4 protein-coding genes and 1 pseudogene are annotated in these 21636 nt (G+C 73.8%); all 5 read left to right on the plus strand.

Translation table 11 applies throughout. The features are described from left to right. Positions 1-198: 198 nt before the first annotated feature. The 5 genes and pseudogenes from IH45_RS1000000150035 (at position 199) to IH45_RS0122115 (ending at position 21615) form a co-directional block, all read left to right on the plus strand. On the plus strand, positions 199-9702 hold the full coding sequence (locus tag IH45_RS1000000150035; protein WP_394298692.1) for an SDR family NAD(P)-dependent oxidoreductase: 9504 nt from the start codon (positions 199-201) through the stop codon (positions 9700-9702). A 3-nt stretch (positions 9703-9705) separates the two neighbouring features. After that, positions 9706-10968 carry a cytochrome P450 gene (locus tag IH45_RS0122100; protein ID WP_050515062.1) on the plus strand — a complete coding sequence of 421 codons (1263 nt, stop codon included), beginning with the start codon at positions 9706-9708 and terminating at the stop codon, positions 10966-10968. Positions 10969-11022: 54 nt separating this feature from the next. Then, a pseudogene (locus IH45_RS0122105) lies at positions 11023-16563 on the plus strand (type I polyketide synthase); the annotation flags it as partial. Further along, the gene (locus IH45_RS0122110) at positions 16556-20395 is read left to right on the plus strand and encodes a type I polyketide synthase (RefSeq protein ID WP_078897712.1); all 3840 of its coding nucleotides are present in this window, start codon (positions 16556-16558) and stop codon (positions 20393-20395) included. The pseudogene IH45_RS0122105 and the gene IH45_RS0122110, both read left to right, overlap by 8 nt. After that, a complete protein-coding gene (locus tag IH45_RS0122115; protein ID WP_030670988.1) occupies positions 20392-21615 on the plus strand; it encodes a cytochrome P450 in 1224 nt (407 codons plus the stop codon). The genes IH45_RS0122110 and IH45_RS0122115 overlap by 4 nt, the downstream gene beginning before the upstream one ends. The last annotated feature ends 21 nt before the right edge of the window (positions 21616-21636 follow it).

The following is a 21636-nucleotide window of genomic DNA, read 5'->3' on the forward strand; positions in this document are numbered from 1 at the left end:
TAGTGAAAGCCCCAGAGTCTGGTCGGCTGGAGGTGTTGTGCGGCATGAGTCCGGGGGCTAATCATGGTGACGCACCTCGATTTATCGGCGTTTGGTTGGCTGGCCGCGAGTTCGGTGAATGATTTTGCGTCCAGGGTGGCCGACACAGTCCAAACTGCTCTGGGAGGGCACCGGATGCCGGGCGAACCGATTGCGATTGTGGGAATGGCGTGCCGCTACCCGGGCGGAATAGCCGACCCGGAAGGGCTCTGGCAGTCGGCCAGGGACGGGACCGACGCGATCGGCGAGTTACCGGACGACCGGGGCTGGGACCTGGCGGCCCTCTACGATCCCGACCCGGACCGGCCCGGTACCTCCTACGTCCGGCACGGCGGCTTCCTCTACGACGCCGGCCATTTCGACGCCGAGTTCTTCGGGCTCTCCGCCCGCGAGGCGTTGACCACCGATCCGCAGCAGCGCCTCCTGCTCACCACGGCGTGGGAGGCCCTGGAGAACGCGGCCATCGATCCCACCTCGCTGCGGGGCAGCCGCACGGCCGTGTTCGCCGGCTCGATGATGCACGACTACGCGCCCCGGGTGCACACCGTCCCGGACGGGCTGGAGGGGTACCTGATCACCGGGAACACCGCCAGCGTGGTGTCCGGCCGACTGGCCTACGTGCTCGGCCTCACCGGCCCCGCGGTCACGGTGGACACCGGCTGCTCCTCGTCGTTGGTCACCACTCACCTCGCGGTGCAGTCGCTGCGCCTCGGCGAGTGCGACCTGGCCCTGTCCGGCGGGGTGACGGTGATGGCGACCCCGGAGATGTTCGTGGAGTTCTCGCGGTTGCGGGGCCTCGCCCCGGACGGCCGGTGCAAGCCGTTCTCCGCGGCGGCGGACGGTACGGCCTGGTCCGAGGGCGTCGGAATGCTGGTGCTGGAGCGGCTCTCCGACGCCCTGCGCAACGGGCACACCGTACACGCGCTGGTGCGCGGCACCGCGGTCAACTCGGACGGGGCCTCCAACGGGCTCTCCGCACCCAGCGGACCGGCTCAGGAACGGGTGCTGCGGGCGGCGCTGGCCGACGCCGGACTGTCCGAGACGGACATCGACGCGGTGGAGGCACACGGCACGGGCACCAGGCTCGGCGACCCGATCGAGGCCCGGGCGCTGCTGGCGGTGCACGGCCCGCAGCGTGCGCGCCCGCTGCTGGTGGGGTCGGTCAAGTCGAACATCGGGCACACGCAGGCCGCTGCCGGGGTGGCGGGCATCCTGAAGATGGTGCACGCCATGCGCGACGGCGTGCTGCCGCGCATCCTGCACCACACCGAGCCCAGCCCGCACGTGGACTGGGAGACCGGCAGGGTCACCCCGCTCGCGGAGGACACGCCGTGGCCGGAGACCGGACTCCCGCGCCGGGCCGGGGTGTCCTCGTTCGGCATCAGCGGCACCAATGCCCACGTGATCCTGGAACAGGCGCCGGAACCCGCGCCCGCCGCGGCACCGCGCCCGGCGTCCGCGGTGCCGCTGCTGCTGTCCGCACGGACGGCGGAGGCGCTGCGGGAGCAGGCCGCCCGGCTGGCCGAGCGGCTCCGCCCGGACCGGGTCGGCCTGCTGGACGCCGGATTCACCCTGGCGACCGGCCGGGCCGGGTTCGAGCACCGGGCCGCCGTCCTCGGCCGGGACCGCGACGCGTTGGTGCACGGACTGGACGCGCTCGCCGAGGGCGGTACGGCACCGGGCACGGTCCTCGGGTCACCCTGCCGGGACACCGGTCCGGTGCTGTTGTTCCCCGGCCAGGGCACGCAGTGGACCGGGATGGCCACGGAACTGCTGGAGTCCAGCCCGGACTTCGCCCGGCACATGACGGCCTGCCAGGACGCGATGGCGCCGTACGTGGACTGGAACCTGCGCGATGTGCTCACCGACGCGGACGCGCTGCTCCGGGTGGACGTGGTGCAGCCCGCGCTGTGGGCGGTCATGGTGTCGCTGGCCGGACTCTGGCGGGCACACGGGGTGCGGCCGGCCGCGGTGGTGGGCCACTCCCAGGGCGAGATCGCGGCCGCGACCGTGGCCGGCGCGCTGTCCCTGGACGACGGGGCGCGAATCGTCACGCTGCGCAGCCGGGCCATACGGGCGCTCTCCGGTACGGGCCGGATGCTGTCGGTGGGGCTGCCGAGAGCGGCGGTCGAAGAGGCGATGGCCCCCTGGGGCGAGGACCTCTCGGTGGCCGCGGTCAACGGGCCGCGCGCGACGGTGGTATCGGGCGCAGCCCAGGCGGTCGAAGAGTTCGCCTCCGCACTGGTCGCCGAGGGCAAAAGGGCACGCCTGTTGCCGGTGGACTACGCCTCGCACTCGGCGCAGGTCGAACTGCTGCGCGCGGAGCTGCGCGAACTGCTGGCGCCGGTGACTCCGACGGCGGCCGAGGTCCCCTTCCACTCGACCGTGACCGGCAGCCCGGTGGACACCACCGCGCTGGACGCGGACTACTGGTACCGCAACCTGCGTACCACCGTCGAGTTCGAGGCGACGGTGCGCGGGCTGGTCACCGCCGGGCACACCACGTTCCTGGAGGTGAGCCCGCATCCGGTGCTCGCCGGCGGCGTGCGGCAGATCCTCGGTGCCCACCAGGAGGACCCCGACGGGGGCGGCGTGGTCCTGGAGACCCTGAAACGGGACGAGGGTGATGCCGACCGCTTCCTGACGGCGGTGGCCGAGGCTGCCGTGCACGGTGTGGACGTGCACTGGAACGGACTGTTCGACGGCGCCCGGAGTGTGCAGCTGCCGACCTACCCGTTCCGTCAGCAGCGGTACTGGATGCTGCCCACCGCCGCCTCCGGTCCCGTTGCCGGGCATCCGATGCTGGACTCGGTGGTCCAGCTCGCCGGCGGTGGCCTGGTCGCCACCTGCCGGCTCTCTCTCGCCCGGCACCCCTGGCTGGCCGAGCACGAGGTGCGCGGCACCGTACTGCTGCCCGGGGCCGCGTTCGTCGAACTGGCGCTGCACGCGGGTGAGCGGGCGGGGCTGCCGGTGCTGGACGAACTGGTGCTGGAGAGCCCGCTGGTGCTGCCCGAGCGGGGCGAGACCGAGTTGCAGATCGCGATCGGCGAGACGGATCCCGGCTCGCTGGCGATGTACGCCCGGTCCGCGCCGGACGCGCCGTGGACCCGGTGCGCGACCGGGACCCTCCGGGCGGCGGAGTCCGGCGGCGCACCCCTGACGGAGTGGCCGCCGGCCGGTGCCGAGGAGATCGACCTCGATGGCGCGTACGTGCGGCTCGACGAGCGAGGTTACGAATACGGGCCGGCCTTCCAGGGATTGCGGCGGGCCTGGCGGCTCGGTGCGGAGCGCTGGGCCGAGGTCGAACTGCCGGTTGATCCCGGGCGGTTCGGCCTGCACCCGGCCCTGCTCGACGCCGCATTGCACCCGCTGCTGCTGGACGCGGGGGACGCGCCGGTGAGGCTGCCGTTCTCCTGGAGCGGAGTCGCACTCCATGCGGTCGGGGCCACGGCATTGCGGGTGCGGCTGACTCCGCAGGGCAACGAGGGCAACGACTCGTTCGCCGTGGTGCTCGCCGACGCGGCAGGGGAAGCGGTGGCCAGGATCAGCGCGCTCGCGCTCCGGCCCGTAGGGCCTGTGCGGCCGGGGACGGCGGGCGTGGACCGGGCGCTGCACCGGCTGGACTGGGTGCCGGTCGCGCGGCAGTCCACCCCGGCGATCGTGGACGCGCCGATCGTGGACGTGGCCGGGCCCGGGGAAGCACTGGCGCGGGTCCGCGAGTTCCTGGACACCGAGGACGAGGACGCGACGGGCGGGCCCTTGATCGTACGGACCCGTGGCGCGGTCGCGATCGCCCCGGAGGACGACCAGGACCCCGACGCCGCGGCAGCCTGGGGCTTGGTCCGCACGGCCCGTACCGAACATCCCGGCCGGTTCGTGCTGGTCGACCTGGAGCGCCCCGGCGATCCCGAGGACGTCGGCTCCGCCCTGGAGCCGGCGCTGGCCACCGGTGAGCCGGAGATCGCCATCCGGGACGGGCAGGCGTTCGCGCCGCGGCTGGTCCGGGTGACGCGGACGGGGGACCGGCCCTCCCTCGCCGGAGGCACGGTGCTGATCACCGGCGGGACCGGCGTACTCGGCCGGGAGCTGGCCCGGCACCTGGTCACCGAACACGGGGTGCGGCACCTGGTGTTGGCGGGGCGGCGCGGCGGCACGGCGGCGCTCGCCGGTCTGGAGGACCTGGCCGGCACCGCCGAGATCACGGTCGTGGCATGCGATGTCGCCGACCGGGCCGCCCTCGCCGAGCTGCTTGCGGCGGTCCCCGCGGACCGCCCGCTGACCGCGGTGATCCATGCCGCGGGGGTGCTGGACGACGGCACGGTGCGCTCCCTCACCGCCGAACGGCTGAACGCGGTGCTGCGGCCGAAGGTCGAGGGCGCGCGCAACCTGCATGAACTGACCGAACACCTCGACCTGGCCGCTTTCGTGCTGTTCTCCTCCGTGGCCGGTGTCCTCGGCACGCCGGGGCAGGCGAATTACGCGGCCGCCAACGCGTGGCTGGACGGGCTGGCGCAGCACCGCCGCTCGCGGGGACTGCCCGCTTCGTCGATGGCGTGGGGACTTTGGGCGCAGGACACCGGCATGACCGGGCGGCTGGACGACACCGACCGGGCCCGGCTGCGGCGGACCGGGCTCGTGCCGATGTCCCGCGAACACGGGCTCGCGCTGTTCGACGCGGCGCTGGGCACCGGCCTGGCGTGCACCGTGCCCGCCCGTTTCGACCTGGCCAACGTGCGGGCGGCGGGCCCGGAGCGGGCTCCGGTGTGGGCCGGGCTGCTCGGCGTCCGGCGGAGCGCGGCCCGGCCTGCCGCCGCGGCCGCGGCGCCCGTGTTCGTCTCCGGCGGCGAGCGCTCGGTGCTCGATCTCGTGCTGGCCACGGTGGGCTCCGTGCTCGGCGTGGAACGCCGGGTGGACCCGGCGCGGGCGTTCCGCGACATCGGCTTCGACTCGCTGTCCGGGGTGGAGCTGCGTAACCGGCTCACCGTCGCGACCGGGGTGCGGCTCCCCGCGACCGCGGTGTTCGACCACCCCACCCCCACGGCCCTGGCCGGGTACCTGTCCGGGCAGCTCCCCGACGCGGTACCCGGTGGCCGGGCGGCGGTCGCCGGGCCCGGCCCGCACGCCATGGACGACCCGGTGGTGCTGGTCGGCGCGAGCTGCCGTTTGCCCGGCGGGGTGTCCACCATGGACGAGCTGTGGGAGCTGCTGGCCGCCGGGCGGGACGCGATCACCGAGTTCCCGGCGGACCGCGGCTGGAACCTGGACGAGGTCTACCACCCGGAGCCGGGCCGTGGCGGGCGCAGCTACGTACGGCACGGCGGCTTCCTGGACGGGATCGCCGAGTTCGACAACGGCTTCTTCGGCATCGCCCCGGCCGAGGCGGTCTCGATGGACCCGCAACAGCGCATCCTGCTGGAACTGGCCTGGCACGCGCTGGAGGACGCCGGGATCGACCCGACCGCGTTGCGGGGCACCCGTACCGGTGTCTACCTCGGGCTGATGGGCAACGACTACGCGCGCCGCGCGCACCGGACGCCCGAGGACCTCACCGGCGACGTCTCCATCGGCAACGCGGGCAGCGTCGCGTCGGGGCGGCTCGCCTACACGCTCGGCTTCCACGGCCCGGCGATCACGGTGGACACGGCGTGTTCCTCCGCGCTGGTGGCGATGCACCAGGCCGCGCAGGCGCTGCGGACCGGTGAGTGCACGGTCGCGCTGGCGGGTGGCGTCACGGTGCTCACGACGCCGACGCTGTTCGTGGAGTTCTCCCAGGTGGGGGTGCTCGCCCCGGATGGCCGGTGCAGACCGTTCGATGCGGCAGCGGAGGGCACCTCGTGGAGCGAGGGCGCCGGCCTGCTGGTGATGGAGCGGCTTTCCACCGCGCGCGAACGGGGCCACCGGGTGCTCGCCGTGCTGCGCGGCTCGGCACTCAACTCCGACGGCGCGTCCAACGGGCTGACCGCGCCGAACGGATCGGCCCAGCAGCGGGTGATCCGGGACGCGCTGGCCGTCGCGGGCCTGGCGCCCGGCGAGGTGGACGCGGTGGAGGCGCACGGCACCGGCACCCCGCTTGGCGACCCGATCGAGGCCACTGCGCTGCTGGCGACCTACGGGCAGGACCGGGAGCACCCCGTGCTGGTCGGGTCCGCGAAGTCCAACCTCGGGCACACCCAGGCCGCGGCGGGCCTGGCGGGTGTGCTCAAGATGGTGCTGGCCATGCGGCACGGCCGCTTGCCCCGGACCCTGCATTTGAAGAACCCGAGCCCGCATGTGAACTGGGGCGACGGCGCGGTGCGGTTGCTGGACGAGCCGATGGACTGGCCGCGCGCGGACCGTCCGCGCCGGGCGGCGGTGTCCTCGTTCAGCCTCAGCGGCACCAACGCGCACGTGATCCTGGAGGAACCCGAGCCGGAGCCCGACCCGGAGCCGGCGGCCGCCGCGGCTCCGCCGCTGATCCCGTGGGTGCTCTCCGCGGCCACCCCGGAGGCGCTGCCCGCGCAGGCCGAGGCCCTGCTCCGCCGACTGGCCGACGAGGACGGGAACGAGGACGGGAACGGCTCGCCGTCCGCGCTGGACGTGGCGTACTCGCTGGCCACCACGCGGGCCCGGCTGCGTGCCCGCACCGTCGTGCTCGGCACGGACACCGGCGAGCTGACCGCCGCGCTGCGAGCCGGGACCGGCAGTACCGGAGTGGCGGCCGACGGCACGACCGCGTTCCTGTTCCCCGGCCAGGGCGTGCAGTACGCGGACATGGCCACGTCGCTCCGGGACCGGGTACCGGTGTTCGCGGCGGCCCTTCAGGAGATCGCCGCCGAGCTGGACCCGCTGCTGGACCGGCCGCTCGCCGAGATCCTCCGGGACGGGCCCGGTGAACGCACCGACCATGCGCAGGCCGCGGTGTTCGCGGTCCAGGTGGCGGTATTCCGGCTGCTCACCACACTGGGGGTACGGCCGGACGCGGTGGCCGGACACTCGGTCGGCGAACTCGCCGCAGCGCACGCCGCGGGCGTCTTCTCGCTGGCCGACGCCTGCGCACTGGTGGCCGCGCGCGGGCGGCTGATGCACGAACTCGGCGGCGAGGGCGCGATGGTGGCGCTCCAGGTACCGGAAGCCGACATACCGGAACTGCTGCGCGGCCGCGAGGACCGGGTGGCGCTGGCCGCGGTGAACGGGCCCGCCTCGGTGGTGCTCGCCGGGGACGCGGACGCGGTGCGGGAGATCGCGCAACGGGTGGCCCACGCGCATCGCCTGACGGTACGTCACGCGTTCCACTCCCACCACATGGACCCGGTTCTGGACCCCTTCCGGAAGGTGCTGGCCGCACTGGACTTCCGGACACCGGAGATTCCGGTCGTGTCCTCGGTGACCGGCGCACGGGTCACCGAAGAGCTTCGTGACCCGGAGTACTGGGTCCGGCATGCGCGGGAACCGGTGCGCTTCCACGACTGCCTGCGCGCTCTGGACGCGGCGGGCACCAGCACCTACCTGGAGCTGGGACCGGGCGCGACGCTCAGTGCGCTCGGCCAGGAGGCGCTGGGCGGGGACGGTTTCCTGCCGCTGCTACGGCAGGACGTGGACGAGGTGCACGGCCTGCTGACGGCGCTGGCGACCGCGTACACCCGGGGGACCGACGTGGACTGGGCGGCCTGGTGCGCGGGCGGGCGGACGGTGCCACTGCCCGGCTACGCGTTCACCCGGCAGCGGTTCTGGCTGCCCGACGACGGCGGGGCCCCCGCCGACCCTCTGCTGCACGGTGTCGAGTGGCCGCTGCTGCCCGACCCCGGCTCGGCCGCCGACGCGATGGGGCCGTGGCTGGTGGTGGCCCCGCCGGGCGCGGACTGGGACCGGCTCACCGAGGACGTGGCGGGCGTACTGGGCGAAGGGACCCGTACCGTACGCGGTGACGCCGTGGACGCCGAGCACTGGGACCGGCTGCTGCCCGACCTGCCGGGCGGCGGCATCGTGTCCCTCCTGGCGATGGCCGGGGGCCCGGACACGCCGCGGGTGCCGACCGGCCTGGCCGCCACCCTGGCGCTGCTGCGGGCGCTGCTGTCCAGAGGCGCGGATACGCCCCTGTGGTCGATCACCAGCGGCGCCGTGCGGGCCGACACGGCGGACACCGTGCCGAATCCGGAGCAGGCCGCCGTGTGCGGGCTGGCCCGGGTCGCGGGCATGGAAGCGCCCCGGCTGCACGGCGGCCTGGTGGACCTGCCGCTGCGACCGGCCGTGGAGGACCTGGCCGCGCTGCCCGCGGCGCTGGCTGCCAGGGACGAGATCGCGATCCGGGACGGGCGGCTGTACGCCCGGCGGCTGGTCCCGGTGCCCCGTACCGAACCCGCCACGACGGAGCCCATCGGCACCGTGCTGATCACCGGGGGGCTGGGCGGCATCGGCGTGCACATCGCCCGTCGGCTGGCGGCCCGGGGCGCGGACCGCCTGCTGCTGGCCGGCCGCCGGGGCGCGGACACCCCTGGCGCGACGGAACTGCGCGCCGAACTCACTGCGCTGGGTACCGAGGTCGACATTGTCGGCTGCGACGTGGCGGACCGCGAGGCGCTGGCCGGGCTGCTCGCCGGGCGGTCGCTCACCGGTGTGGTGCACGCCGCCGGGGTGCTCGACGACGGGGTGCTGGAGTCGCTGTCCGAGGCCCGGCTGGCGCGTGTGTACGCGGCGAAGGCGGACGGCGCGCGGTTCCTGCACGAGCTGACCGCCGGCCATCCGCTGCGCTTCTTCGTACTGTGCTCCTCGCTGGCCGGCACCGCGGGCTCGCCGGGGCAGGGCAACTACGCCGCGGCCAACGCCGTAGTGGAAGCGCTGGCAGCCCATCGACAGGCCGCCGGCCTGCCCGCGACGAGTCTGGCGTGGGGCCCCTGGCTGGACACCGGGATGACCACGTCCTGGCCGGTCGGCCCGCAGTCGGACAGCGGCGCCACGCCGATGCCCGCGGACCGGGCGCTGGACGCGCTGGAGCGGGCACTGTCCGGCGGTGCGGCGCAGTACGCGGCCGGTGCCGTGGACTGGCCGCGGTTCGCCGCCGCACGGCCAGGGCGCCTGTGCTCCGGACTGCCGGGTGTGGACGCGGACACCGGGCCCGAACCCGCGAGCGCGTTGCGGGAACGGCTGGCGGCCACCGCGCCGGAGCGGCGGTCGTCGGTGCTGCTGGAGCTGGTCACGGCCCGGGTCGCCGTCGTATCGGGCCGGCCGGCCCAAGGCCTGGACGCTCACCGGCCGTTCAAGGAGCTGGGCCTGGACTCGCTGGCCGGGGTCCGGCTGCGCAACCTGCTCGGCGCGGACACCGGAGTGCCACTGCCGGCCTCCGCGGTCTACGACCATCCCACCGCCGCCGCGCTGGCCCGGTACCTCGGCGACGCGCTCGGTGCCGACGAGGGCGACCCGGCCGAGCGGATCGTGCTGGACCGCCTGAGGGAACTGGAGGCGGCCCTGCTCCGGTGGGGTCCGTCCGTGCCCGTACCCGAGGCGATCACCACGACACTGCGGCGACTGCTGCGCAGCCAGGAGGACGGCACCGCCGATGAGCGGGCCGCGGTGCCCGACCTGAGCGGCGCCACGGACGACGAGATCTTCACGCTGATCGACGGAGTGCTCGACGACGCGAACCCGGACACCGGTCGCACTGCCGGCCGTGCCACGGAGAGGAGCTAGCCCATGTCGGCGCCAAGCCGCCCACCGGCCACCGTGCCGGACAACCCGCTGCACGCCCTGCTCGACCGGGAGGTGCTCGCGAACCCCTACCCGTTGTTCGAGCGGTGGCGGGAGCAAGGTCCGATATGGACGTCGGACGGGTCCCTGCTGCTGAGCGACCACGCCGACTGCATGGCGGTGCTCAAGAGCCACACGACCATGGGCAGTGACACGTTCAACGCGCCGGGGATGCGGGAACTCTTCGGCGACCGCGGCGAGGAGCCGGTGCTCAACTCGATCTTCTTCATGGACGATCCCGCGCACGGGCGGCAGCGGAACCTCGTCAGCAAGGCATTCACGCCACGGATCACCGCGCGCTTCGAGCCGTGGATCCGCGAGATCGTGGACGAACTGCTCCGCGACTGCCTGGCCGACGGCGAGTTCGACGGCGTGCAGGACCTGGCCGCGGTGCTCTCGCTGCGGGTCATCGCGACGCTCCTGGGCATCCCGGGCGAGGACATCCCGATGCTGCGGGAGTGGTCCAGCGACATGGCGCTGTCCACGGAGCTGCCCACGCTGGTGGCCAGCTTCCACTCCGCCGCGATGTTCGACCGCGAGGAACTCGTCCGCATCATCCGCACCACCACCGAACTGCACGGCTACTTCGCGAACCTCATCCACAAGCGCCGCCGCAACCCCGGCGAGGACCTCATCTCCAGCCTGCTCGCCACGCAGGAGAACGGGCGCGGGCTGAGCCGGCGTGAGGTGACGAACGTCGTGGTGACCGTGTTCACCGCGGCCCACGAGTCCACCACGAACCTGATCACCAACGGCCTGCTCGCGATGTCGCGCCACCCGGAGCAGTTCCAGCTGCTCCGGCAGAACCCGGCGATCGCCGGCGAGGTGGTCAGCGAGGCGCTGCGCTACGACTGCCCGATCATGCTGACCGGCCGCGTCGCGCTGCGGTCCGACCGGATCAACGGCCTCGACATCCCCGAGGGCTCGGTGGTCACCCTGGTCCTGGCGTCCGGCAACCGGGACGAGCGGGTGCACCCGAAGGCGGACCGGTTCATCGCGGACCGGAAACCGGCCGTGATGAACCTCGCCTTCGGCGCCGGCGCGCACTTCTGCCTCGGCAGCAGCCTGGCCCGGCTGGAGGCGGAGATCGTGTTCGGTGAGCTGGCTCGCCGGCTGCGCGGCTTCCACGTGCACGAGGACTCACTGCGCTATCGCAGGCACGTGGTCGTCCGCGGCCTCGACACCGAACGGATCACCTTCCAACTCTGACCGGCCATTTGTCGCAGGGAGTCGCTCATGCCCGATGAAGTCAGCACGCTCCGGGACTATCTGAAAAGGGTCACCACCGATCTGTTACGCACCCGGGAGGAGTTGCGTGACGTGACCGAGCGGTCCGCCGAGCCGATCGCGGTGGTCGGCATGTCGTGCCGGCTGCCCGGCGACGTGGCCTCGCCCGCCCAGCTGTGGGACCTGGTGGCCGCGGGCACGGACGCCATCTCGCCTTTCCCCGAGGACCGGCACTGGCCGATCGAGGAGCTCTACGACGCCGATCCGGAGTCCCAGCAGGCGCGGCGGTCCTACGTGCGCGAGGGCGGCTTCCTCAGCGGGGCGGGCGATTTCGACCCTGCGTTCTTCGGGATCTCCCCGCGCGAGGCGCTGGTGATGGACCCGCAGCAGCGGTTGGTGCTGGAACTGGCCTGGGAGGCACTGGAGTCCGCGGGAATCCTGCCGGACTCGCTGGTGGGCGAGCGGGCCGGGGTCTTCGTCGGCGCGTCCAGCAACGACTACGAGATGCTCTGGCAAGGCACCGACCAGTTCTCCCAGTACGGCATCACCGGCAACACCATGAGCGTGATCTCGGGCCGGATCAGCTACGCCTTGGGCTTGAACGGCCCGGCCCTCACCGTGGACACCGCCTGCTCGTCCTCCCTGGTCGCCACCCATCTCGCGATGCGGGCCCTGCGCGCCGGCGAGTGCCCGATCGCGCTGGCGGGCGGCGTGACGGTGCTGAGCACGCCGGAGACGTTCGTCGAGTTCTGCGGCCAGGGCGTCACCTCCCGGGACGCCCGGATCAAGGCGTTCGCGGCCGGGGCGGACGGCTCGATCTGGGCCGAGGGGGCGGGCCTGCTGGTACTGGAGCGGCTGTCCGACGCGCGGCGGCACGGCCATCAGGTGCTCGCGGTGCTGCGCGGCTCGGCGGTCAACTCCGACGGCACCAGCAACGGGCTCTCCGCACCCAACGGCACCGCCCAGCAGGAGGTGATCCGTACCGCGCTCGCCGACGCCGGACTGTCCACCCAGGACGTCGACGTGGTCGAGGCGCACGGCACCGGCACCCCGCTCGGCGACCCGGTGGAGGGCACCGCGCTGGTGGCGACCTATGGCCAGAACCGGCTGCCCGGCCGGCCGCTGCTGCTGGGCTCGCTGAAGTCCAACATCGGGCATACGCAGGCCGCGGCCGGCGTGGCCGGCATCATAAAGATGATCATGGCGATGCGGCACGGTCTCGCGCCGAAGACGCTGCACGTGGACAGCCCCACCCCGAAGGTGGACTGGGGAGTGAACGGGGTCAGCGTGCTCGCCGACGCGATGCCCTGGCCGGAGACCGGCCGAGCGCGCCGCGCCGCCGTCTCCTCCTTCGGGATCAGTGGCACCAACGCCCACGTCGTACTGGAACAGCACGTCGAGCCGGAGACGCCGGAGCCCGGCGTGCCGTCCGCCGGTCTGGTGTGGACGGTGTCGGGCCGGACCGAGGACGCACTGCGCGCCCAGGCGACCCGGCTGCTGGCCTTCGCCGAGTCCGGCGATGCCCCCTCCGCCGAGGGGCTGGCGTACGTTCTGGCCACCCGCCGCACCCACTTCCGCCACCGGCTGGCCGTGCCCGGCCGGGACCTGGCCGAACTCACCTCCGCGCTGCGCGGCCACTTCGACACCGGCCGGGCCCCCGATGTGGCGGTGGGCGCCGCGGCCGGCGGCGGGATGTGCATGCTGTTCACCGGCCAGGGCGCGCAGCGGCCCGGCATGGGGCGGCAGCTCGCCGCCTCCTTTCCGGTGTTCGCCGAGGCGTTCGACGAGGTCTGCGAGCTGTTCGACCGGGAGTTGGCGATTCCGCTGCGGACCGTGCTCGACGGCGAACCGGACCTGCTCGACCGCACCGACTACGCCCAGGCCGCCCTGTTCGCGGTGGAGGTCGCGCTGTTCCGGCTGATGCGCTCCTGGGGTGTGCGCCCGGACCTGCTGCTGGGACATTCGATCGGGGAGATCAGCGCGGCGCACGCGGCCGGGGTGTGGTCGCTGCCGGACGCGGTCCGGCTGGTGGCCGCCAGAGGCCGCCTGATGGCCGCGCTGCCCGAGGGCGGCGCGATGCTGTCCGTACAGGGCACCGAGCAGGACCTGGCCCCCTGGCTGGCGGGGCGCGAGCGGCGGGTGTCCGTCGCGGCGGTGAACGCCTTGGACACGGTGGTCGTCTCCGGTGCGGACGAGGACATCACGGAACTGGAGGCCGACTGGGCGGGCCGGGGACGGCGGACCCGGCGGCTGCGGGTCAGCCACGCGTTCCACTCGCCGCTGATGGAGCCGATGCTGGCCGAGTTCGGCACGGTGGTGGCCGGGTTGACGGCACACGATCCGGACATCCCGGTGATCTCCAACCTCACCGGCGAGATGGCCACCGCGGAGCAACTGCGCTCGCCGGAGTACTGGACCGCGCACGTCCGGCAGGCGGTGCGGTTCCACGACGGGCTGCGCACCGCACGTGAGGCCGGTGCACGCGTCCTGCTCGAACTGGGACCGGGCGCGGTGCTTTCCGCGCTGGCCGGACGGGACGCCGGGCCGGACGAGGCGAGAGTGCCCACCCTGCGCGGGGACGGTCGTGACGAGACCAAGGACATACTGCTCGCCCTCGGCGCGCTGCACACGCAAGGCGTGGAGGTGGACTGGCCCGCCGTACTGCCCGCCGCGCCCGCCAGGACGGCGGACCTGCCCGCCTATGCGTTCCAGCACGAGAGGTACTGGCTGGTGCCGGACGGGAACGGGCTGAACCTGCGTTCCACCGGGCTGCTCCCGGTGGGCCACCCACTGCTGGGCGCCATGCTGTCCGCGGCCGAGGGCGACGGTGTGCTGCTCACCGGCAGGCTGTCCCTCCAGTCGCACTCCTGGCTGGGGGGCCACCGGGTGCGTGACATCCCCCTGCTGGCCGGCACCGGCTTCGTGGAACTGGCGCTGGCCGCGGGCGAGCACGTCGGCTGCGACCTGCTCGAACAGCTGACCGTCGAGGCACCGCTGGCCCTGCCGGAGCACGGCGGGGTGTCGGTGCAGGTGGTGGTGGGCAGTGCCGAGGAGACCGGCCGCCGCCCGGTGCGGGTGTACTCCCGGCCGGAGGGCGTGGGCCGGGCCGAGCCGGGCCCATGGCGGTCACACGCCTTCGGCTATCTGGGCATCCGCACCGCGACGCCGGACACGGCCCTCGCGCACTGGCCGCCGCGGGACGTGCGGGAGATCCCGGTCGCGGACGTCTACGACGAGGTGGTGGAGGGCAGGCACTTCAGTTACGAGGGCGCGTTCCGAGGTCTGCGGACCCTCTGGCAGCGCGACCACCCCGACGGGAGCTCGGAGATGTTCGCCGAGGTCGCCCTGCCCGCCGAAGCGGCGGGGGACGCGAAGCGCTACAGCCTGCATCCGGCGCTGCTGGACGCGGCACTGCACGCGGTCGGTCTCGGCCCGCAGCTGGACGGGATCGACGAGGGCAACGGCTCGATGCCGTTCTCGTGGTCGGGGCTGTCGCTGTTCCGGGCCGGAGCCTCGACGGTGCGGGTGCACGCCACCGGGGGGAACGGTGATGTGGCGATCACGCTGGCGGACGAGACCGGTGCCACCGTGGCCACGGTGGACTCACTGCTGTTCCGGCCGCTGCCCGCCGATGCGTCCTACCTGCTGGGACCGGCCGAGGACGGCGCGGAACTCCTTGCACAGGACTGGGTGCCCGTGCGCCGGCCGTCCACAGTGGACGATCCCGGTGGGTGGCACGACCCCGGGACCGGTGGGCTCGACCTCGCGGCACTGGCGGACGCCGAGGACCCGGTGCCGCCGGTGGTGGTGCTGCGCCCGGTCCGTCCCGCCGGGGACGACGTCACCGCACGGGTCCGCGCCGCGCTCACCGAGCTGACCGGGCACCTGCGAATGTGGCTCACCGACCAGCGGTTCGCCGGTTCGCTGCTGGTGGTCCGCACCGAGCGCGCGCTCAGCGTACGTGCGGACGATGAAGCCGACCTGGCACTGTCCGCGGCCCACGGGCTGGCTCGCTCGGCACAGAACGAGTACCCGGGTCGCATCCTGCTGGTCGACGTCGACGAGCCGACCGACACCGCGTTGCGCGACGCGGTCGCCGTCGCGTCCGCGGCCCGTGAGCCCCAAGTGGCGCTGCGCGCAGGCGAGTTGCTGGTGCCCCGGCTGCACCGCGACGACGGTCCGGCCGAGAGCGACGGCGGATCGGCTGCCCGCACGCCCGATCCCGACGGCACCGTGCTGATCACCGGTGGACTCGGGTCGCTGGGCCGCACGCTGGCCCGGCATCTGGCGAGCCGGGGCGCCCGCAGGCTGCTGCTCCTCTCGCGCCGTGGCGCGGAGAGCCCCGGCGCCGCGGAACTGGTCGCCGAACTCGGCCGGCTCGGCGCGCACGCCGAGATCGCGCGCGGCGACGTAGCCCGGCGGGACGACGTGGCCCGGGTGCTGGCCGAGGTGCCCGCGGCACACCCGCTCACCGCCGTGATCCATGCGGCCGGTGTGCTGGACGACGGCCTGGTGGAATCGCTGACCGACGGGCAAGTGGAGAACGTACTGGCGCCGAAGGTCGACGGGGCCTGGCACCTGCACGAGTTGACCCGGGAACTCGACCTCGCCGGGTTCACGTGTTTCTCCTCCGCCGCCGGTGTGTTCGGCACCGCGGGCCAAGGGGCTTACGCCGCGGCGAACGCCTTCCTGGACGCGCTGATGAACCAGCGGGCCGCCGCCGGACTCCCGGCCCGCTCACTGGGCTGGGGCCTGTGGGCGCCGGACAGCGAATCCGGCACGACCGACGGGATGGGCGGCGGGCTGGCCGCCGCGGACCGGAACCGCATGGACCGCACCGGGATCCGCGCGCTGACCGTCGCGCAGGGCCTGGCCCTCTGGGACACCGCGACCGGCTCGGACAGGGTCCACCTGGTGCCCATCGGGCTGGATCTGGTCACCGTGGCCGGTCTGGGGGAGGAGGGCATTCCGCCGTTGCTGCGCGATCTGGTCCGCCCGGCCCGCCGCCGGCGCTCCGCGCGGTCCGCCGCGCCCGCCGAGTCCCCGGCGGACCTGGCCCGCAGGCTGGGCAGGCTGAGCCCCGCCGAACGGGACCGGCAGCTCCTCAACCTGGTGCTCGGGCAGATCGCGGCCGTGCTCGGCCACCCGTCCGCGGACGGGGTGCCCGCGGACGGTCCGTTCGGCGACCTCGGATTCGACTCACTGAGTTCGGTCGAGCTGCGCAACCGGCTCAACACCGCCACGGGTCTGAACCTGCCCGCCACCTTGGTGTTCGACCACCCCACTCCGGCCATCCTCGCGGCGCACCTCGGTACGGAGGTCGCGCCGGACGCCGCAGGCGTGGAGGAACCGGCGGAGAGCCCTGCCGAGCGCGGCCCGGATCAGCTCTCCGGACTCGCGCAGGCGGTCGAGGAGGCGCTGGCCGGCGAGCACGCGCAGCGCGACGCGCTGCGCGGACGGCTGCGGGCGGCGCTGCGCGCGCTGGACGGCGAGCCGGAGCCCGGTGTGGACGAGCTGAGCTCGGCCTCCGTGGACCAGCTCTACGCCTTCGTGGACCGGGAGCTCGGCGATGCGTGAGTCAGCGGCCGGGGCCGCCAGACCGACCGGAGAGGAATCGAAAGCCGTGGGCGAGGATCCGAAGCTCGTCAAGTACTTCCAGCGGGTCACCGCGGAACTCCAGCGCACCCGGGAGCGGTTACGCGAGCTGGAGAACCCCGCTGACGACCCGGTGGCCGTGGTCGGCATGGGCTGCCGGTTCGGCGGCGGGGTCGGCTCACCGGAGGAGCTGTGGGAACTGCTCGCCGCCGAGCGGGACGTGATCACCGGGTTCCCGGCCGACCGCGGTTGGAGCGAGGACCAGATCTACCACCCTGAACCGGGCACGCCGGGCCGCTCCTACGTCCGGCACGGTGCCTTCCTCGACGACGCGGCCGACTTCGATGCCGAGTTCTTCGGCATCTCGCCGCGCGAGGCGCTCGGCATGGACCCGCAGCAGCGGATCGCGCTGGAGGTCACCTGGCAGGCGCTGGAGTCCGCCGGCATCGATCCGGCCGGGCTGCGCGGCAGCCGCACCGGCGTGTTCCTCGGACTGGCCAACGCGGACTACGCCACGGCGGTCCGCGAGATGCCCGAGGACATGCTGGGCCAGCTCTCCATCGGCAACGCGGGCAGCGTGACCTCCGGTCGGCTGGCCTATGTGTTCGGCCTCCAGGGGCCCGTGCTGACGGTGGACACCGCCTGTTCCTCGTCCCTGGTCGGGATCCACCTGGCCGCGCAGTCGCTGCGCGCGGGCGAGTGCACCCTGGCGCTCGCGGGCGGGGTGACCGTCATGTCCAGCCCGCTGCTGTTCATCGACTACGCCCGGCAGCGCGCCTTGGCGCCGGACGGCCGGTGCAAGCCCTTCGCCTCGGCCGCCGACGGCACCGCGTGGGGCGAGGGCGCCGGGATGCTGGTGCTGGAAAAGCTTTCCGACGCACGCCGCAACGACCACCCGGTGCTCGCGCTGCTGCGCGGATCGGCGATCAACTCCGATGGCACCTCCTCCGGGCTGACCGCCCCGAACGGAACCGCGCAGCAGCAGGTGATCGCCGACGCGCTCGGTTCGGCCGGCTTGTCGCCCGCGGACGTCGACGCGGTGGAGGCGCACGGCGCGGGCACCGCGCTCGGCGACCCGATCGAGGCGCAGGCGCTGCTGGCCGGGTACGGCCGCCACCGCGGCGACCGGCCGCCGCTGCTGGTCGGCGCGGTGAAGTCGAACCTCGCCCACACCCAGGCCGCGGCCGGAGTCGCCGGCGTGGTGAAGATGGTGCTGGCCATGCGGCACAGCACGCTGCCCAAGACCCTGCACATCGACACGGTGACCCCCCGGGTCGACTGGGCGCAGGGCGGGGTCGAACTGCTCACCGGCGCGGTCCCGTGGCCGCGCGACGGGCGTCCCCGGCGGGCGGGCGTGTCCGCGTTCGGAGTCGGCGGCACCAACGCGCACGTGATCCTGGAGGACCCGGGGCCCGACCCGGACACCGAGCCCGGCGCCCGGGCCGTCCCGCCCCTGCTGGCCTGGACCCTGTCGGGCAGGACCGAACAGGCGCTGTCCGCGCAGGCGGCCGCGCTGCACGAGTACCTCGACCGGACGCGCCCGGATCTGCTGGACCTGTCGTGGTCGCTGGCCACCACCCGGGCGCACCTGCCGCACCGCGCGGTGGTGTTCGGCTCCCGCTCGGCCGACCTCGCCGCGGGCCTGACCGCGCTGAGCACGGGCCGGAAGGACACCGGGAGCGCCACGGTGGTGGTCTCCGGCACCGCCGTGCGCAACGGCACCACCGCGTTCCTGTACCCGCACGAGTGCACCCCGGCCGTGGTGCGCGCGTTGGCCGCGCAGTACGCCGAGGCCGAGCCGTTCGCCGAGCACCTCTCCGCATGCGCGGCCACGCTGGCCGGGCTGGCCGGCTGGTCTCTGACGGATGTGCTTCGCGGCGACCCGGACGCGCCACCACTGGACCGGCCGGACGTGCTGGCCCCGGCCACACTGGCCGTGCTGACCGGCGTGACCCGAGTGTGGTGCGCGTCCGGGGTGCGTCCGGCGGCGTTGGCGGGACACGGATCCGGCCTGCTGGCCGCGTCCTGGGCGGTCGGGTGGCTGTCCCTGTCCTCGGCGCTGCGGATCGCAGCCGGGTGCCCCGCGGGCGTCGAACCCGACGTCGCGAATGCCCCGCCCCCCGCACCCGGCGTGCCGGTGCTGTGCGGGGACACCGGCCGTTGGCTGCGGGAGCGTCCGGCCGAGGACGACTACGGTACGGCGCCGGCTGCCGATTCCGGCTCGGCCGCCCGTGAGCTGCGGGCCGACGGTCATCGACTGCTGCTCCTGTTCGGTGGGGACACTGCCGGCATCGCCGCCGCGCTGCCCGACGGTCCCGCCGTGCTGGCCGTGCCGGAGGAGACGGAGAGCGCGGTGACCGGTTCGGCGGCGGTCGTGCGCGCGCTGGGCCGCGCGTACGTGATGGGCGCGGCGGTGGACTGGCGTGCCGTCCTGGCCGGCGCCGGTGCACGGCGTATCCCGTTGCCCGGCTACGCCTTCCAGCGCAGCCGGTACTGGATCGAGCGCGAGTGGACCATGCCGGTCCTGGTCTCCGACGACCCCAAGACGCGCGAGCCCGATCGGCGCTCGCCCGCGGCTCAGCTGTGGGCACTGGACGAGCAGGAGCGCACGCGCCACGTCGAGACGCTGGTGCGTGAGTGCCTGGACCGGGCGCTGGGCAACGGACCGGACGACCAGGTCGACGCCGAGGACACGTTCCGCGATCTCGGGATGGACTCGCTGGGCGCGGAGGACCTGCGCGATCAGCTCACCACCGGTGCCGGTGTGGAGATCGAACTCTCCGACGTGCTGAACTATCCCACGGTGGTCGACCTCACCGAGCGCGTGCTGGAAAAGCTGGCCGCCCGCGCCGAGGAGGGCACGCTCGACGAGATCACGGGGACCGCCCGTACCGGGAACGGGGCCCCGGAATCCGGTACCGGGCGGGTGGACGCGGCGCCCGGGAATGCCGACGAAAGCGACGGCAGCCTGGCCTCGTACTACATCCGGGCGATCCGCACCGGCCGGATCAACGTCGCCCTCCGCCTGGCCCGCGCGGCCTCCGAGACCCGCGACACGTTCGACCGGGACGATCCGCGCGATCTCGCCGAACTGCGCAAGGTGGGGGCGGGCGCGGGCGGCCCCACGATCGTCGGCCTCACCCCGCCGATCTTCCCCAACCTGGACCTGCCCTACTCCTACCTGCACGCCGGGCTGGACCCCGGGTCCGACGTGTGGTCGCTGTGGTCGCCCGGATTCGCGGGTGAGGCTCCGCTGCCCGCCGACCGTGCCGCCCTGATGCGGATGCTGGCGAAACCGCTGCGCCGTGAGCTGGCCGGCACCCCGTTGATCATCGCGGGCTACTCCTCGGGCGGCTGGCCGGCGCACGACCTGGCCGCGCACCTGGAGCAGACCGGCGTCCCCGTCACCGCGCTGCTGCTGCTGGACTCGTACCTGCCGGAGGAGGAGATGGACCAGACCGAGACCCGCAGCGAGTTCATGCGTGAGCAGATCCGACGACGTGACCTCATGGGCATGTCGCTCGACCGTCCGGACCGGACCGTGACCACCAGCGGCCAGATCGCGGCGATGGGCGGCTACAGCAGGCTCTATTACGGCTGGCGGCCCGGCCCGCTGAAGGCGCCGGTCCTGCACCTGCTCGCCAGCGAAGTCGTCGCGGGCATGCCCACCAGCTCGGAGGACCACCCGTTCCCGGCCGAACTGGCGCACCGCGTGCGCAGACTGCCCGGCGATCACTTCACCCTCCTGTCCCAGCACGCCGACCTGATCTCAGCGAACCTGCACGACTGGCTGACGGAGGTGCAGCCCGCATGACGACCTTTCCCGATCTTCCCGGCGCCGCGGAGGAACTGGAGCACTTCCCCTTCGACGACGGCCGCGGCATCGAGGTCAACGAGCGGTTCCGGGAACTGCGGCAGCGCGCGGGGCTGCTCCGGGTGCGGCTCGCCTACGGCGAACCCACCTGGCTGGTCACCCGCTACGCGGACGCCCGGCTGGTGCTGGGCGACGCGCGGTTCAGCCGCGCGATGTCGGTCGGCCGGGACTTCCCGCGCCAGGAGGAGGCGACGGAACTGGCCGGGCTGATCACCCTGGACGCCCCCGAACACACCCGGCTGCGCACGCTGTTGGTCAAAGCCCTCACCAGATCCCGTATCGAAGCGCAGCGCCCGACGGTGCAGGCGACGGCGGACGACCTGCTGGCGTCGGCGATGAACGCCGGACCGGGCATGGACATCGTGGTGGACTACGCGCAGCCGATGAGCGTGCTGTCCATCTGCGACCTGCTCGGCGTGCCGGCCTCGGACCGGGAGGCGTTCGAGTCGACCAGCGCGGCGCTGATGCCCGGCAGCGCCGTCGGCGCCGAGGACATGATGCGGCGGTTCGGTGAGCTGCGCACCTGCACCGAGCGGCTCATCGCCGAGCGTCGGGCCCGCCCCCGCGACGACCTGATGTCGGCGATGGTCCAGGCCCGGGACGAGGCGGACCGGCTCACCGACGCCGAGCTGATCGAGCTGGTCGTCAGCATGCTGCTGGCCAGGTTCGAGGCGATCATCACCCAGATCCCGAACTGCGTCTACGTTCTCACGCGGGGCGACCGTGCGCTCTGGAACCGGCTGCGTGCGCATCCGGCCGAGCTGCCGGCGGCGGTCGAGGAGCTGCTGCGCAACAACGCCTCCGCCGGTGCCGGCCTGTTCGTCCGCTATGCGCGGGAGGATGTCAACGTCGGCGGCACGCTGGTGCGCGCGGGCGAAGCCCTGACCGTCGCCGTCGAGTCGGCCAACCACGACCCGGCCCGGTTCGAGGACCCCGACGCGATCGACTTCACCCGGCCACCCGGTGGACACCTCACCTTCGGGTATGGCGCGCACTACTGCGTCGGCGCCCAGCTCGGGCGCATCGACCTCCAGGAGGGACTGCGGGCGCTGCTCACCAGGGCCCCGGAGCTGACCGTCCGCGACATCAGGTGGAGAGAACGGCCGCACATCCGGGGGCCGGAGGCGATGCGCGTGACCTGGCAGGGTGGCCCGGAATGACCGCCACCACCCACCGGGGGC

The sequence above is a fragment of the Streptomyces rimosus subsp. rimosus genome (assembly GCF_000720725.1).
GTDB classification, from domain to species: domain Bacteria; phylum Actinomycetota; class Actinomycetes; order Streptomycetales; family Streptomycetaceae; genus Streptomyces; species Streptomyces rimosus_A.